Origin of the sequence: Edaphocola flava (assembly GCF_004118155.1) — a bacterium.
Taxonomy (GTDB): Bacteria; Bacteroidota; Bacteroidia; order Chitinophagales; family Chitinophagaceae; genus Edaphocola; species Edaphocola flava.
On the sequence record NZ_SAIQ01000005.1, the window covers coordinates 216088 to 231446 of the forward strand.

A 15359-nucleotide genomic window follows, 5' to 3' on the forward strand; every position below is an offset into this window, starting at 1 on the left:
TTTCAGGGAGCCGTGTAATATGTATAGGAACGATTGATCGTATATACAGTCTTATTGTCGGGGTCTGTATAAGTGCCCTGCAGCATATTGCCGTATTGATCGTAAGTGGCATTTTTCAAAGTCGCTTCAACAGATTGTTTTGTTTCCGTATCGGTAACTATAATTCTTTCCGGTTTGCCCTGTTCATCATAAAAGTAGTCCAGCTTTTTAGTGGCTGGGAAGCGGTAGACTCTGCCGGAAGAAACAGATTGTGTGAAGCGGTTATGCTTGTTCAGGGTGAACACTTTTGTCATGGTGTCCTTCCCCATTGCAGCGCTGAGGTTGTATTTCAGCGTAGTCGCATTGACCTTTTGCAGGGTATAGTATTCTGTTTCGAACTTATTGTCTGCCTGTATTTTGGTATAAAACCGTTTGTCGCCTTGTTGCTTTTTGAAGTAGGTGATGTTCCCTATAGTAGCCACACCAGGTTTGTCTTCATGAAAAGAATTGTAAAACTCAATTTTGCTCAGATCCCCTTTGGGACTGAAGTAGTATATACTGTAGGAGGTATCTTTTGAATAAGCAGCCATATGTGTCATGTCTTGCCGCTCTGTCATTGTCTTTACCGGGCCACTGACTTCATAAAATATCTGATCAATGGTCTTCCGATCCTGTGCCTGAGAACAGGAAGTTAAGGTACACATAACAATGGTTGTACTGATAAGGCTGCGTCTGAAATACATATTTCAAAAATAAGTAATTGCCTTTATATAGGGCACAAAAAAAGGGTGTCGCCACGAAGGCAACACCCTTAAGAATTATGAGAAATCAGAAAAGACTATGATTTGATGAATTTGAAGCTGGATGTTTGTCCGTTGCTTTGTTTCACCTGCAGTATGTAGCTACCTTTTGCTAAACCGGATAAAGAGATACCCTGGCTTGCATTATTGCTGCTCATCAGCACACGGCCCTGAACATCAAGGATAGTTACTGTTGCTACTTTTGTCCAGTCTGCAACATTTACATAAACGTAATCTGTAGCAGGGTTAGGATATACACTTACTGTATTTTCAGTAGTAAAGCTGATCTTTTTCACTTCGCTGTAAGCATAGTTACCATCAGCATCAGTTTGTTTCAGTCGGTAATAGTTTACACCGTTTACTGGTGTTTTATCATCGAAGCTGTAAGACAGTTTAGCATTGCTGTTACCGTTTTCAGCAGCAGAGGCTACGAAACCTAAAGTATTCCAGTCACGGCCATTCTCACTGCGTTCTACAGAGAAGCCACGGTTTTGTGTTTCAGTATAAGTGATCCAGTTCAGGTTTACTTGTTCGCCTGCTTTAGTCACATTGAAAGCACCCATCTGTACCGGAAGCGGAGTGTTCCAGGTAATAGTATATGTAGCATTATTCGGGCCAGGTACATTAGCGGCATCGCGGTAGTTGAACTGGAATGAAGTTCCTGTTTTGCCTACAGTGCTGTTGGTGATCTGGATCTGTAACAATGAAGGGTTAAAGTTGTCGATACGCTGACCTACAGTAACGTTAGCATTGTTATATTTCAGGGTAGTGAACTGAGGTAAAGAAACTACAGTGAATGTTGCACCTGAAGCCAATGTACCATCTTCCTGGTCTGTAGCCGGAGGAACCGGTAAAGAAGGATTAGTACCATTCAGTGTCAGCAGTGTTCCTACTGAAGGGGCTGGAATAGTTGTGTTTACATTTGTTGCATCAGGAGCTTGTTCGATACCGAAGTTCTGGTTGATTTTGGTTGCATTTAAAGCGGGCAGTGAAATACCCAGGTTGTTTGTATTCAGACCGCTTGTGATTGTTCCGTTAGCATTAGTGCTTACACCAGTCCATTTAGTAGCCAGGTTAGCAGGAACAGTTGTTGCTGCAGCACCGGATACCGGAGCAGTTGTACGGGCTACGATACGGATAGTATAGTCATTACCGCCAGGCACATTAGTGAAGCTATAGCCGGTAGTTGCATTTACAGCAGCAGAAGCCAGGATCGTTGGAGCACCAGAGTACGTATTGTTTTCCTGAACCAGCAAAGCATATAAAGTTTGTCCGGCATCAACAGGAGCCACCAAGTTTTCTGTACCACCTCTTTGTCCGTTGCCGTTTGCATCGTTCCATACATTACCGCTTACGTTATAATAAGAAGTACCGATAAAGTTCAGGGTTACATTGCTTGCATTGCTCAGGCTGCGGCCATTATCCCATGCAGAGAAGTTGATTACTACAGAAGCAGTACCTTCCTGTGTAGGGTCTACAGAGATTGCAGGAACCGGGTTGCCAGAAGCAAAAGGTACCACTACACCACCAGCAGGCCATGCAACACAGCTTGATTGCGGAGGACAGTTACCACCATTGGTATATACAGTAGAACCGATTTTGATATAGTTAGCACCGGTAGGGAAGCTGTTGATGATAATACTGTCAATCACACCATCAGCATCATTAGTTACGAAAGTACCGTTAGGGATAACATAACCATTGAAACCACCAGGGTTCGCGATATTGTTGATTGTGCTGTTGCTTGTAGTAGGAGGAATCTGTAAACCAAAGTTTGCATTAGTAATATTCTGAGAACCGATTGTTACAGTCAGTTTACCATCGGTCAGACCATCAGTACCAGCTGTAGCGCCTAAGTTTTCACCAGTTGCGATATAGTTAGCAGGGAATGTAGCTGCGGTGAACGTAGTACCTGCTGTAGGATTAGTTGTGCTTACATACAGGTTATAGTTACCAGGAGTTACAGTACCGAAAGAATAAGCACCGCCTGCTGCGATTGGTTGTGCATCAATAACCTGGTTGTTGGTAGGATTTACACGTACCACATACAGGCTACCTGCTGCAAATTGTCCTGCAGTACCGGTTGCATTAACAGTATTATCTACCATTGCATTTACATCATGGAATACATTACCACTGATCGATACACAGTTCAGGGTAGCGGTCATGATTGCATTAGGGCTCTGGAATGCACTGTTGCGCACATTTACCGTAAAGTTACGGGAACCGGAAGTCGGTGTCGTTGCATTATTATTATATTGCAGGGCATCCAGTAAGGCTTCTGCCTGTGCAATAGTAAAGTTAGTTTTGTCGAATACAATTGTGCGTACACCACTTGCAGTAGTAGAAGCAACATTATAGGTAACACCACCTAATGCCACAGTAGTAGCAGTGATATCTGAACTTAATGCCAGGGTACCACCACTGGTTGCACCGTTTACAATCAGGCGCTCGTTAGTACCATTCAGGATTTCCGCAGTAGGGAAGCTTACCTGCATTCTGCTCAGGTTAGAACCGGTAGTAGGAGTGATATTGGTCTGGCTGCTTTCGGTAAAGTTCATATTCGTACCACAACCGGCACCGAAGTTGTTTACACCGATCTGGTTAGTATTCAGGTCTACACTTGGTACGTCTGTTTCTACAGCCGTAGAAAATGCTGGTCCTGCACTGAAGTCAACGAAGAAGTATGCAGTACCTGCACCACCAACACGCACGCTGAAATCGCTGATGTTATTATAGGTTACACGTACACGGGTGGGATCTGCAGTTACTACAGAAGAGTTTGCCGTAGTCGAAGAACGATATGTCGTCAGACCAGTGCTGGTGTTATATACGGCCGGATCTAAAGACGTTGCGCTACCTACTTCGCTGGTAGAGAAACCACCGAATTCATTGTATTGATTAGAATTACTCTGGCCATTACCATCGATATCGTAGGTATTGATTTTTACATTCTGCAGAATTACATTGCTACCGGTTTGTGTTGAGAGGTTGTATGAACCACCCAGGATAAACTGGAAGTTGTATTGGATGCTACCGCCACCGCTAGGGAAACTTACCTGCGGAGAGAAGAATTTAGGATCATTACTACTGAAGTTACTACCGGATGCAGCCTCCTGATCGTAAGCCGAGAAGGTTGTTCCTGAAGTAATTGATACCGTTTTTACGATACAGTCAATTGCTTGTCCGCTTAATGTAGCTACACCACGGTATACTACCACATCGCCTGCTGTAGTACCGGTACTCGGGGTGCTCAGGTTCGTAATAGCCGCGCCGGTACTACCATTGATCACAGATGTGTTGGTAAAGCTTACTACAGCATAGTTATTGTTGAAATAGTTGTTGGTAACCTGGATGCTTGTAGTCGTAGATGTAGTCTGCGATGCATTGGTACCGATTGCAGTAACCGTATATGTTGTTGCTGCGCTGGCTGCAGTAGGGGTTCCGCTGATTACACCGGTATTGGTGTTGAAGCTTAAACCTGCTGGTAATGCCGGAGAAATGGTATAGCTGGCTGCATTTCCCGCGAGGTTGGGTGCCAGGTACACATTGCTTACATTAGCAATAAATACGTTTGTAGCCGGATAACTTAACGAAGTTGGGGCTTGGGTCCAGGCCGTCTCAGCGGTACCGAAGACCAGGGCTCCTGCCAGTAATATGGCAGAGCCTGAAAATTGTAAAAGTGCTCTCTTCATAACTCTTTTAGTGATAAAAAACTTTTTTATAAATAGATATGCGTTTGTATAAACTGCAATTAAAATACATGTAGATGTATCTTTTCTATCACCATATCTGCCGCTCAAAACAGATATTTTGTCTTTCAGAAAGTAATTACTGCTCCGGAATCAATACCAGGTCGAATCAGGTAAATCCTGAACCTCCTTGTGGGCATGCCGGACATGATAACATAGTCATGCTGTTCGTATACTGGAACAGTACACAGAGCAGTTATGGTATGTTTTCATTACAGTCACCTTAATATTACCTGCCTTTGCGGGTATTTTCAGGCTACTTTGTTAGAAAGTGGGAAATATTACTCAATTAAATCTTAATTGGCTTTTTCCGGGTATAGGTAGTTGGGTGCAAAGCTATTCCTTTTATTTGATTCTGAGCAACTTATGGAATAGGGATTTTCTATTGGTCTATAAAAAGTGCGGATTTCCTTAATGTGTTACTACAAGGGTAAAAATGCTGCAAAATCTTGTTGGTACTGCATTTGAAGCCGAATGATATTGAAAGAGCATCCCTTGAATAGGATGCTCTTGTAGTACAATTATTACACAGATATAATAATAATTTACAATTTTATTTTGAAATAGCAAGCTTTTGAACAGATATTTTTAGCTGATACTCATCTATATATTGCATGCGACAGATGTGGGTACTCCATACTGATACGAATATGCCGTAGGCTCATCATCATGGCTTTTTGCCTCATTCTGTACTTTGTCCATCATATCTTTTGCTTCATCAATACCCCTGCTTTAGCATCCGGGTATGTGTATATCATAGCCATCTGGAAGACTAAGATACATTCTGTACAGATCATTATTTGAAGCCTTCTAACCCCTTGCTGCAATAGCATTTAAGACTGCATGCAGTTATCGCTTTGTTTGTTTTGAACTCTTGCTTATCGTGGGCGCTTCCATATAAGAGGTGCTTACACAATCCTCATTCTTATGCAGATATTTTTATGGTAAAAAAAATAATGTGTAAGGAATTAAGAAAAGTGCAGGGTTCATGTCATTAACGATTCTTTAATTCCTTATATGCGATTAACTATAATTCATGAGCAATTGAGTTGTATTATTTGTATTCAAAAAAAACATAATAACATTTTGCTTACATACAGTTTGGCTGAAGTCATACTATACTACTTCTATCTTTGATCCGCTTAAGCCAAGATAACCTATAGGAATTGTATTTAAATATGAATTTGTAATTATTTACCATTAAAACTAACACACTCATGATTAAAAAAATTGCCTTTGCCAGCGTACTATTCGCGGGCCTGTTCGGAGGCCAGAGTAGCTTCGGACAATGTCCTACGACCACACCGGAAGATTTTGATTTCTGGTTTGGGGTACCCGTATGGGCTACAGGGTACAAAACACCACAAAAAATTCACCTTACGGGTGCCGGATCTTCCAGCAATTGCTATGTTATTGACATGCCCGCAGACCCCACATTTGCACCGATCAGCGGCACACTGGCTCCCGGTGTTTCGCAAACCATTGATATGACATCATTCATCTCCCAGATTGAGACGGCGCCTGCCAATGCAGTGCTGAACCGGGGCTTACGTGTTCGGGTATGGGGAGAAATGGTTGGCTATTATGCCGATGAAGCGGGTAATAACTATGGTTCTATACCATGGAAGGGCCCTAATGCACTGGGTACATCCTTTATTGTACCGGGACAAAATATTTATGCACAAGCTCCGGCTAACTACCCGGGCTCTACAAGTGAGTTCGTCATTACGGCTACCGAAGACAATACAGTTGTAACCATTACACCTTCTGAAGCGATTGTAGGACATGGTGCGAATGTTCCCTTTACCATTACCCTGAATAAGGGTCAGAGTTACCAGGCGGCCAATACCATTTTTAATGGGGTGCATCTGGGGGGATCTACCATCACCTCAAATAACCTGGTCGCTGTTACTTATATCGATGATTTACTACGAAACGGGGGTGCCGCCGACAACGGAGGTGATCAGCTGGTTCCTATCTCAAAGCTCGGTACTGATTATGTAGACATCAGGACCAATCTTAGTACTCCGGAAACGATTTTCCTGACCGGCACACAGGATGGTACGACGATTACAGTATTTGACGGTACCACCACCACTACACTTGTGGTGAATAAAGGACAGATGGTCAAGTACATTCTTCCTGCAGGTAAGAATGTAGCTTATATTCATTCCGACAACCCTATAATGGCCTATCAGGTGGGAGGAAGCACTACGGAATTAGGAAGTGCTGTCCTGACACCAGTCAAGCCTTGTAACGGCTCTTCTCTGGTATCATTCCAATATCCGGTGAGTGCAACTACTACATACTTTAATGCAGTGGTTCCTGCAGGGGCGGAGAGCGGCTTCCTGGTAAACGGCAATGCAGGTGTATTAACCGCTGCCGATTTTGTAGATGTACCGGGCTATCCCGGCTGGAAATATTGCCGTAAAAACGTTACCGGTGTTTTTACTCCGGGAGCTACTATAACCATAACGAATACCCTCGGCAAGTTTTCTTTCTATCAGAATATATTCAGTAATGCCGGCGGTGGCGGAGATTTCAGCAACTTCTCCGATTTTGGTGATATCTCTACCTTCCCGCAAGCAGTGCACACCTGTGGTACTGATTCAGTACGCCTGGACAGCCGCGCGCTGGCATACAATGCCACAATCTCTTCCTATGCCTGGACTGGCCCTAATGGCTTTAACAGTATAGCAGAGCAACCACTCTTGCCTACAGTCAATGCTGGTAATGCCGGTTGGTATAAGGTAACGGTTAATGCTGCAAATGGCTGTTCTTATACGGACAGTGTATATGTCAATGCGCCAATCACCGATGTAAATGCTACTCCATATCCTTTGGTAGCCTGTGCAGGATCTTCTATCATCCTCTCTTCTTCAGCTGCCGGAGGGGCAGTCGCAGACAGTATCCGCTGGACCGGGCCGAACGGTTTTACCAGTACATCAGCCAATTTCACGATCAATAGTGCAACCTCTGCAGAGGCAGGTGCCTATATCTGTACTTATTATGATAAATATGGTTGTGCGGTATCTGATACGGTAACTGTTACCGTTAACAGTGGTTCTTCTGTCCCGAATTTTACAATAGGTACCAATCCGGTAATGCTCAGCTGTGCGACACCATCTGTCACCTTATCGGCAACCAATTACGTACAGGGTTTACAATACAAGACCTTTGCTAATTATAAAGCACCTTCTCTGTACGCCAGTTCGGATTTTGACAGCGTGGTTACCGGTTTTTATAACCAGATGCCTACGGCCACCGGCACGACCGGCCAGATGAACCTGGCAGGACTCAGTGGTGTAACAGCCGCCACCAAAAATATTGGGGTACAGTATAGCGGCTATCTTGATATCACTACAGCGGGTGCATATACCTTCTTCCTGAATAGTTATGATGGTAGTAACCTGTATATCGATGGTTCTCTGGTGATCTCTAATGATGGTACGCATGCCTTGACAGAACTTTCTTCAGCTGTATTGAACCTCACTACAGGATATCATAGCATAGAAGTAGATTATTTCAAAGGACCTGATGCTGGTAGCGCCGCTTTGGGCGTGTCTTATCAGGGCCCGTCAATCACTAAAACCGCTATCCCTGCTACTGCATTATTCATGCCGGGAGGCACTGCTCCTGCGGGACTGACCTATACCTGGTACGACGTAGCTACGGGCGCTCAGGTAGGTACTGGTTCTACACTTAATGTGACTACACCAGGTCATTATCGTCTGCTCGGTTCAAATGGTTGTGAATCCTATTCAGATGTTGAAGTGGGTCAGGCAGGTGCTTTTGACTACTCCGATCTGACAGCACCTTGGCCTTCGGCTCAGGCGGGCATCAAAGGTTGTCCTTCTGTTACTGGCGTGCCTTCTGCTCCAGACGCTGTTTGGGCAGGCGCTGGCATCAGCACAGAACCAGCACCGGCAGCGGGTGTCAATACCGATACCTACGATGATGGTCTGAGTAATGCTAATCCCGTACTACTGGGCGGTGTACCTGCACCTATGTCTATTGCGCTGAATAGTAATACACCGGGCAAAACAGTATATTACGGTATGTGGATCGATTGGAACAATGACGGTAACTTTACGAATGATGTAGATCCTTCCGGTGCAAATGCTTTCTACAGCGGTAGCGGTGTAGTGACTACAGCAGGCGTACCATCTATACAAAATGTAATGGTTACCCCACCATTAACAGGTTCTTCCAACAATTATAAAGTGCGCCTGATTGTATCAGACCAGCCGATTGAATTTACCGGTTACGATAATATCTATAGCAACGGAGAAGTAGAGGATTTTGATCATCCGGTACCGCTGCCTGTGAAAATGGATAACTTTACTGCTGAAAAAACAAGTGAAGGAACGGTTCTGTTGGGTTGGGATGTACATGCTGAGATCAACGCGGATCACTACGAAATTGAATGGTCTGCAAACCAGTCTGTTTTTGAAACCGTAGCCACAACACCAGCTATCGGTGCTCCGCGCCACTATCAGGCGGTACACCACACACCGCTGCAAGGTAATAACTACTATCGCCTGAAAATGGTAGACCATGATAAGTTTACAGAATACAGCGACGTACGTGTTGTAACATTATCCAAAGGAGCAGAAAGTTTTAGTGTAAGCCCTAATCCGATCAACTCAGGTGACGCGACCAGACTTGCCTTTAACCTCAACCAGCCGCGTACGGTAACGATACACCTGTATAACCAGTTAGGACAAGCGGTATATAGTAAGGAGTACAATGCGATTGCGGGTAGCAATACGGTGTTGTTGTCCATACCGGAAAATTTGTCTGCGGGGGTATACTTCCTTTCTGTACAGGATACAAAAGGTGGCTGGAGTTTGCCAAAACAAAAAATAGTACTAAACAGGTAATTCTTCATTGCTTTGTTTTGATAACTCAAAATGCTGCACCGGTTTGGTGCAGCATTTTTTATCTGATCCTGTTGGTAATAAAGATATCGCAATTGATGCAAAACCGTTTTTATCCTGTTGCAGGCCCTTGTCGGTAAAGAAGCGCAGGTAGCTGCGTATCTGTGCAGACGTTGGGTGTTGCAGTAATAGCAAAAGAAAAATAATAAAGCATGTCCTCAGCAATGGGCGCGTTATTCGGGAAGCATATCAGACAAGTTAAGCATTAGTGCTAATTCCTCTGGTATTGGAAACGTATTCTTTTAAGAGTCCTGGATCTGAAAGCGTACTGTTATTTAATTATTTGTTAAGTTTAGTGCTTTCGCTATGACAATCTTGTGACAAAGATTACTTTTAGGTGAATCAACTCATAATTATTATGAACATGCCCAAATCCATAATACTTGGCTGTATGGTATCGCTTACGATTGTAGGATGTTATCCAAAAGCAAGCCAGGTTATACGATCTCTGCCGGTAGAAAGTAAAGAGCAGATAAAAGCACAATACTCCCAGGATCAGATTGCAAAGGGAGAAACATTATTCATTAATAATTGTGCGAAGTGTCATAAACTGAAACAACCGGATTCAAAAACGCCGGAACAGTGGAACAAGACCGTTAAAAGAATGATCCCGAAAGCCAAGCTTACCGATGAAGAAGGTAAACTGGTGAGGGCCTATCTGATTGCGCATGCCAAAGATGCATAAGCGTATTTATACAACACTAAAAATAGCGGATGCACTAGCATCCGCTATTTTTGTATAAAGTTAATGATCTTAAATATTTGAGCGGTATATCTGGTGTATATACGCAGTGTATAAGCCCATGGGTACGCAGCCCCAAAAGCAAGGGTTTTTTGTGCGTGCAGCAATGCTGCGGAGTGAAAATATAAATGTATGCTCCACGGCCAGTTTTAAGAGATGATCGCCCTGTCCATATATCTTATCCATTATTTTCATCGCCTGTTCCGCCATGGCAAGGCGCTCATCTGCTACCAGTTGTTTAATCTTTTGTGTAAATAGCTGCACGACCGCAAAAGCACCTTTATTCAAAGCAGTTTGTATATCTTGTTCCGCTTCAGGCATAATATCTATGATGGCAATTGCAGCTTCGTTCTTGTGAATCATAACTAATGATTTTTGTTTGGTTATGATCAGTGCCAGAAATATGCCTGAATTTTTCGGGTTTTATTAAGTGTTTGATATTCAATTAATTGGATTTTTTTTGCCTGAGACATCTGTTTAAATACCCTATCAGAATGAGCTGCATTTTATCAGAGTGAAATGCCTGTATATAAGAGATGTATACCGTTAGATTAGCAGTAATATACACAAAAGCGCTCCTGCATATGCAGGAGCGCTATGTTTAACCGATATATCAGCTTAGTTGAAAATAACCAGTGATGCATTAGCGGTAGCAGAACCCTGAGACCAGCTTGCTGTGAAATATGCAGCAGTAAGACATGGAGGAGTAGGCTGTCCTGCAGTGTTTGCGTAAGGTGAAGTGAGGCCGACACCCAGACCGGTATTGGCACCGCTGGCGAATACATAAAGTACTTTAGCAGCATCAATGTTTGTACCGCTTAAAGAGTTGAATACATATGTTCCTGTACCGATAGTTGCGTAACCGTATCCGGAAATGCTCAGTGTATAAGGACAACCCGTCAGGTTAGTTACCGTTAAGGTATTGGCATTAGCGATACCTGCTGTTGCGATCAGGGCAAATGCACCCAGTAATAGTTTTTTCATAAAGGAATATTTGAGGATTAAATGAGGTTTAAAACGATTTAGAAGATAACCATAGTCGCATCTGCAGTAGGGCTAGCTTGAGCCCAGCTTGCAGTATAAAACCCTCCTGGAGCCAGGCATGTTGGTGTTGGCTGGCCTATACTGTTATGGTAAGGGCTACCGTATCCTACATTTACCTGTGTAACACCACCGCCCCACATGATTTTGATCGCAGTAATGTTTACTGTACCAAAAGAGTAGAAGGTGCTGGTACCTGGTGGAATAATCGTACCGCTACCACCAGATAAGCTGATCGTATAAGTACAAGGTGTGAGGTTGTTTACAGTCAGCATATTGGCTTCAGCAGCAATACCAGTGCCCGTCAGTGCCAGTGCGGCTAATAACAGTTTTTTCATAAAGAACAATTTAGAGGAGTTTTTGTTAATACTCAAATGTATGAAATAAAAAATGTAAAACAAGATTTAGGAATAGATTATTTTTTTATTTTGTTTACATAAGTGAATGTTCATCAATATTTTATTTCTATTTTTGAATTTAGAATAATTCACCTTAATATGAAACATAATCCTCTACATTTCCTCTTTTTGCTTTCTGGTGCTTTGTGCACTGCAGGAGCAGCTTCCGCACAAAGTAATTACAGCACCGGAACATTACCCGCCGGCTTAGAGTATAACTCGGGCAGTCCGGGCATTTATACAGTTGCAGATTTCAACGGAGACGGAGCAGCAGATATCCTGTATCATTCGGGTATAGCTGCCGGACTTGTCTACCTGCAGAATAATGGCTCCGGTAGCTTCAGTACACCATCATCCAATCCTTTTGCAAATTTTACCGCAAGTACACCCGCTGGTTTTGCATTAAGTGCAAGTTCTACTACCGCTGACTTTGACGGTGACGGTGATCTCGATATCTGGTTCCGGGCTTCAGGAGCCGGCAATGATATATACCTGCGCAACGATGCCGGAACATATGTAAGTGCAGCAGTGCCCTCCGGCATGGAATTCACTGCCAGCAGCGTGCAGGCTGTTGCGGTAGCCGACTTCAGCGGAGATGGAAAAGTCGATATCGCCTACACAACAGCAGCGGGTGGGGCCATTGTCTACCTGCAGAATAATGGTTCCGGTACCTTTAGCGTACCCGGTAGCGGTAATCCATTTATAAATTTTGCAGCCAGCAGCCCTACGGGTTTTGCGTTTACCGCCTCATCCAGCATTGCAGATTTCGATGCCGATGGTGATCTGGATGTATGGTTCAGGGTGATCAATGCCGGTAATGATATATACATGCGCAATGACGCCGGAACTTATGTAAGTGCTGCTTTACCCACAGGCCTGGAATTTACAGCATCAGGAGGTGTAGGTGCAGCATCGGTAGCGGATTTCAATGGAGATGGCTATCCTGATGTCTTGTATACTACCGCAGTGGGTACACCCTTGGTTTACATACAGAACGATGGGGGTACTTTTTCTACTCCGGCCATTCATCCTTTCTCTGCATATTCCTCAAGCGGTATTGCCAACTTTGCATTAACTGTGGGTGCTTCTGTAGCCGATGTAGATGCAGATGGCGACCTCGATATCTGGGTGCGCGTAGCTGGTACAGGCAATGATGTTTACCTGACCAATATCGGTGCTGCTCCTGCAGTAACCAGTACAGTTCCGGCAAATGGCGCACTGGCTGTAGACCGCAATGCAAATATTGTACTCAACTTCAGTGAAGTAATGTTTAAAGGTTCCGGGAATATCTATATTCGCAAACTGAGCGACAATAGTATTGTAGAAACCATACCGGTAACCGGTGCCCTGGTAACGGGCAATGGTACTGCTACAATCACCATCAACCCGGTAACGATTCTTGCTGCGAACACAGCATATTATGTAACCTTTGATCGTCAGGCCCTGCGCGATAATGATGGTATCATCATGGGTAGCCTTGATCCCCTTACCCGAACAAGAGAGCCGGAAACAAGCCCGTCTTTCCTGACCTTTACTACGGGTAGCACAATACTGGCTATTAAACTGATGGATATTAAAGCAACAGCTACAGAGCAGGGTAACTGTGCTATAAGATGGACTGCTGTGGGAGATAACGCTGCTGATAAAATGGAATTGCAGCGCAGCCTTGATGGCAGTACGTTCCAGACCATTTATACTACCGCATCCCGTATAGGTACACAACAGTATGCTTATACAGATGAAGGGGTGAACGGAAAATTATTTTACCGCATCAAAATGGTTACTGCTGATGGAGCATATGCCTACAGCGAAATCGTAACCGCAACAATCAAATCCACGTTGCAGTTTGATGTATATCCTAATCCTGTTACGGATAAGGTGATGCTCGTAAACTCCATACCTGGTACAGCATCCCTGTACGACATCAGCGGAAGACTGGTGCGCAGCTACACTTTACCAGCGGGCAAAACAACAGTAGATATGCAGGCCTTACCTTCCGGTAGTTATTTCCTGCAATTCAATACTGGTGCAGAACAGCGCAGCAGTACAATTGTGAAGCAATAATTCAGATAGATCCTATAATGACAAAGCCTCCTGCACATAAGCAGGAGGCTTTGTCATTATAGCCGGATTGCAACAGATCGGATTGGGCCTTTGAATACTATGCTGGTTTATGTTTCAGGGCAATGCAGCATAAAGGAATAAGCCGATACGCAGCCATATACTGCGATCTTATCAGCTGTATTTAGGGGTTAATCTGGGTCCATTTTTCGACGCTCATTTCAAACTTAATTTCTCCATTTCCATGTGTGCCCACTTCTGTCCAGCCGGCCTTTCTGTAAAATGAGGCTGCCCGTGTTCCCGGTGCAGTACCGAGCCAGATTGTGGTAGTACCCTGGGTGAAATACCAGTCCAGCATGATATCATGCAGCTGTTTCCCGATGCCTCGTTTATCATAGTCTGGATGTACAAATAGTGCCCAGACATTATTTTCCACAAGGTCAGCAATAGAAAACCCGACGATCTTATCTTCTGCAACACAGACCCATCCTTTGCCCCGCTGGGTTATAAACAGTTCACAATCCTGGTCCGTTACCAATGCCGGATCAGAAAGCATATTTTCCTTAACTGCATTCCGTACTATTTGTATTGAGGGTATATCACTGATCCGGGCTTCTCTGATGCGCATGGTATGGTGTTTTAGTGTTTAAAAGTATTACTAAAAACGTGAAATGCATTAACAATACTGCATAAAAAAGTGCCACTAAACAGGAGTGGCACTCTATCAGATTATGTGTATTCAGATCAGTATTGCTGATGCATGTAGCCTGTTAAGGGTTAGTAGACCATAGGCCCAGATCCTTTACAAACGCGCGTTGTGGCAGTTTCAGATTATTTACAACCAGGAAGGCAAAGTCCTCCGGCTGCAATACTTTCTCTTCATTACCGTCCGTGAGGTTTGCATTTAATGCCATGTCGGTAGCAATAGTACTCGGGTTTAAGGTACTCACCCTGATGTTCGATTTGCGCAGTTCCTGCATCATGCTTTCGCTGAAATTAATAACTGCTGCTTTCGATGCACCGTAAGCACTCAGTTTAGCGTTTCCTTTGGTGCCGGCAGTTGATGCAATGTTGATCACATCACCCTGGCCTTGCTGCAATATAAATGGCAGCACCTCACGCACTACATAATAGGTGCCCAGTACATTTACATTGAAGACCTGTTCCCACTCTTCTACCGGAAGTTCCAATATCCCGCCCGCTTTGAAAATGCCTGCACTGTTAACTAATATGTCTACTGTTTTAAGTGTTGCAGTAATGGAGGCTACCGCAGATTTTACTTCATTATATTGTGCGATATCAGCTGTGGCATAGGCTACAGTAATGTCAGGGTTTATAGCTTTTAAGCTTTCTGACAGTGCCTCCAGGTCAGAAGCCGTTCTGGCGATCAGTCCTAAATTAACGCCCTCAGCAGCTAAAGCTACAGCCATAGCTTTTCCTAAACCCTTACCTGCACCGGTAATAATTGCTGTTTTTCCTTGTAATGATTGCATATGATGATAAATCTTTAAGTTGCAAAAATCCCAATATTTACGTTGTATCCCAATAGATTTTGCCAATCATAACATTTGCCTTTTATGTCTGGCTTTACAAACAAAAGCGCTATTGTATCACAACAGCGCTTTGTTTTAAGTGCATCGGGTCAA

11 protein-coding genes are annotated in these 15359 nt (G+C 43.8%); 3 read left to right on the forward strand and 8 right to left on the reverse strand.

Features of this window, described 5'->3' with window-relative positions; all coding sequences use genetic code 11:
* Window positions 1–2 precede the first annotated feature (2 nt).
* Window positions 3–722, reverse strand: a complete 720-nt coding sequence (locus EMP01_RS14715; RefSeq protein WP_129022319.1) for a hypothetical protein — start codon at window positions 720–722, stop codon at window positions 3–5.
* Between the two features lie 95 nt (window positions 723–817).
* Window positions 818–4474: a T9SS type A sorting domain-containing protein gene (locus EMP01_RS14720; RefSeq protein WP_129022320.1), complete on the reverse strand. Its 3657-nt coding sequence runs from the start codon at window positions 4472–4474 to the stop codon at window positions 818–820.
* A 1274-nt stretch (window positions 4475–5748) separates the two neighbouring features.
* On the opposite strand from EMP01_RS14720, the gene EMP01_RS14725 reads away from it, so the two are divergent.
* Window positions 5749–9414 carry a PA14 domain-containing protein gene (locus EMP01_RS14725; protein WP_129022321.1) on the forward strand — a complete coding sequence of 1222 codons (3666 nt, stop codon included), beginning with the start codon at window positions 5749–5751 and terminating at the stop codon, window positions 9412–9414.
* On the opposite strand, the gene EMP01_RS14730 is transcribed toward EMP01_RS14725, so the two are convergent.
* Window positions 9403–9606, reverse strand: a complete 204-nt coding sequence (locus EMP01_RS14730; protein ID WP_129022322.1) for a hypothetical protein — start codon at window positions 9604–9606, stop codon at window positions 9403–9405. The genes EMP01_RS14725 and EMP01_RS14730 overlap by 12 nt on opposite strands.
* Window positions 9607–9835: 229 nt before the next feature.
* Between EMP01_RS14730 and EMP01_RS14735 the strand changes: the two genes are divergently transcribed.
* Window positions 9836–10156 carry a hypothetical protein gene (locus EMP01_RS14735; RefSeq protein WP_129022323.1) on the forward strand — a complete coding sequence of 107 codons (321 nt, stop codon included), beginning with the start codon at window positions 9836–9838 and terminating at the stop codon, window positions 10154–10156.
* 69 nt (window positions 10157–10225) lie between these two features.
* Here the strand turns inward: EMP01_RS14735 and EMP01_RS14740 are convergent, their stop codons facing one another.
* From EMP01_RS14740 to EMP01_RS14750, 3 genes are all read right to left on the reverse strand, one after another.
* Entirely contained in the window at window positions 10226–10576 is a 351-nt protein-coding gene (locus EMP01_RS14740; RefSeq protein WP_129022324.1) for a DUF7674 family protein, read from the reverse strand.
* A 255-nt stretch (window positions 10577–10831) separates the two neighbouring features.
* Window positions 10832–11197, reverse strand: coding sequence for a hypothetical protein (locus EMP01_RS14745; protein WP_129022325.1), 366 nt, complete (start codon window positions 11195–11197; stop codon window positions 10832–10834).
* Window positions 11198–11235: 38 nt separating this feature from the next.
* Window positions 11236–11592: a hypothetical protein gene (locus EMP01_RS14750; RefSeq protein WP_129022326.1), complete on the reverse strand. Its 357-nt coding sequence runs from the start codon at window positions 11590–11592 to the stop codon at window positions 11236–11238.
* Between the two features lie 159 nt (window positions 11593–11751).
* Here EMP01_RS14750 and EMP01_RS14755 point away from each other — a divergent pair, with 159 nt between their 5' ends.
* The gene (locus EMP01_RS14755) at window positions 11752–13716 is read left to right on the forward strand and encodes an FG-GAP-like repeat-containing protein (protein WP_129022327.1); all 1965 of its coding nucleotides are present in this window, start codon (window positions 11752–11754) and stop codon (window positions 13714–13716) included.
* A 181-nt stretch (window positions 13717–13897) separates the two neighbouring features.
* On the opposite strand, the gene EMP01_RS14760 is transcribed toward EMP01_RS14755, so the two are convergent.
* Both EMP01_RS14760 and EMP01_RS14765 read right to left on the reverse strand, forming a co-directional pair.
* Window positions 13898–14341 carry a GNAT family N-acetyltransferase gene (locus EMP01_RS14760; protein WP_129022328.1) on the reverse strand — a complete coding sequence of 148 codons (444 nt, stop codon included), beginning with the start codon at window positions 14339–14341 and terminating at the stop codon, window positions 13898–13900.
* A 142-nt stretch (window positions 14342–14483) separates the two neighbouring features.
* Entirely contained in the window at window positions 14484–15206 is a 723-nt protein-coding gene (locus tag EMP01_RS14765) for a 3-ketoacyl-ACP reductase (protein ID WP_129022329.1), read from the reverse strand.
* Window positions 15207–15359 lie beyond the last annotated feature (153 nt).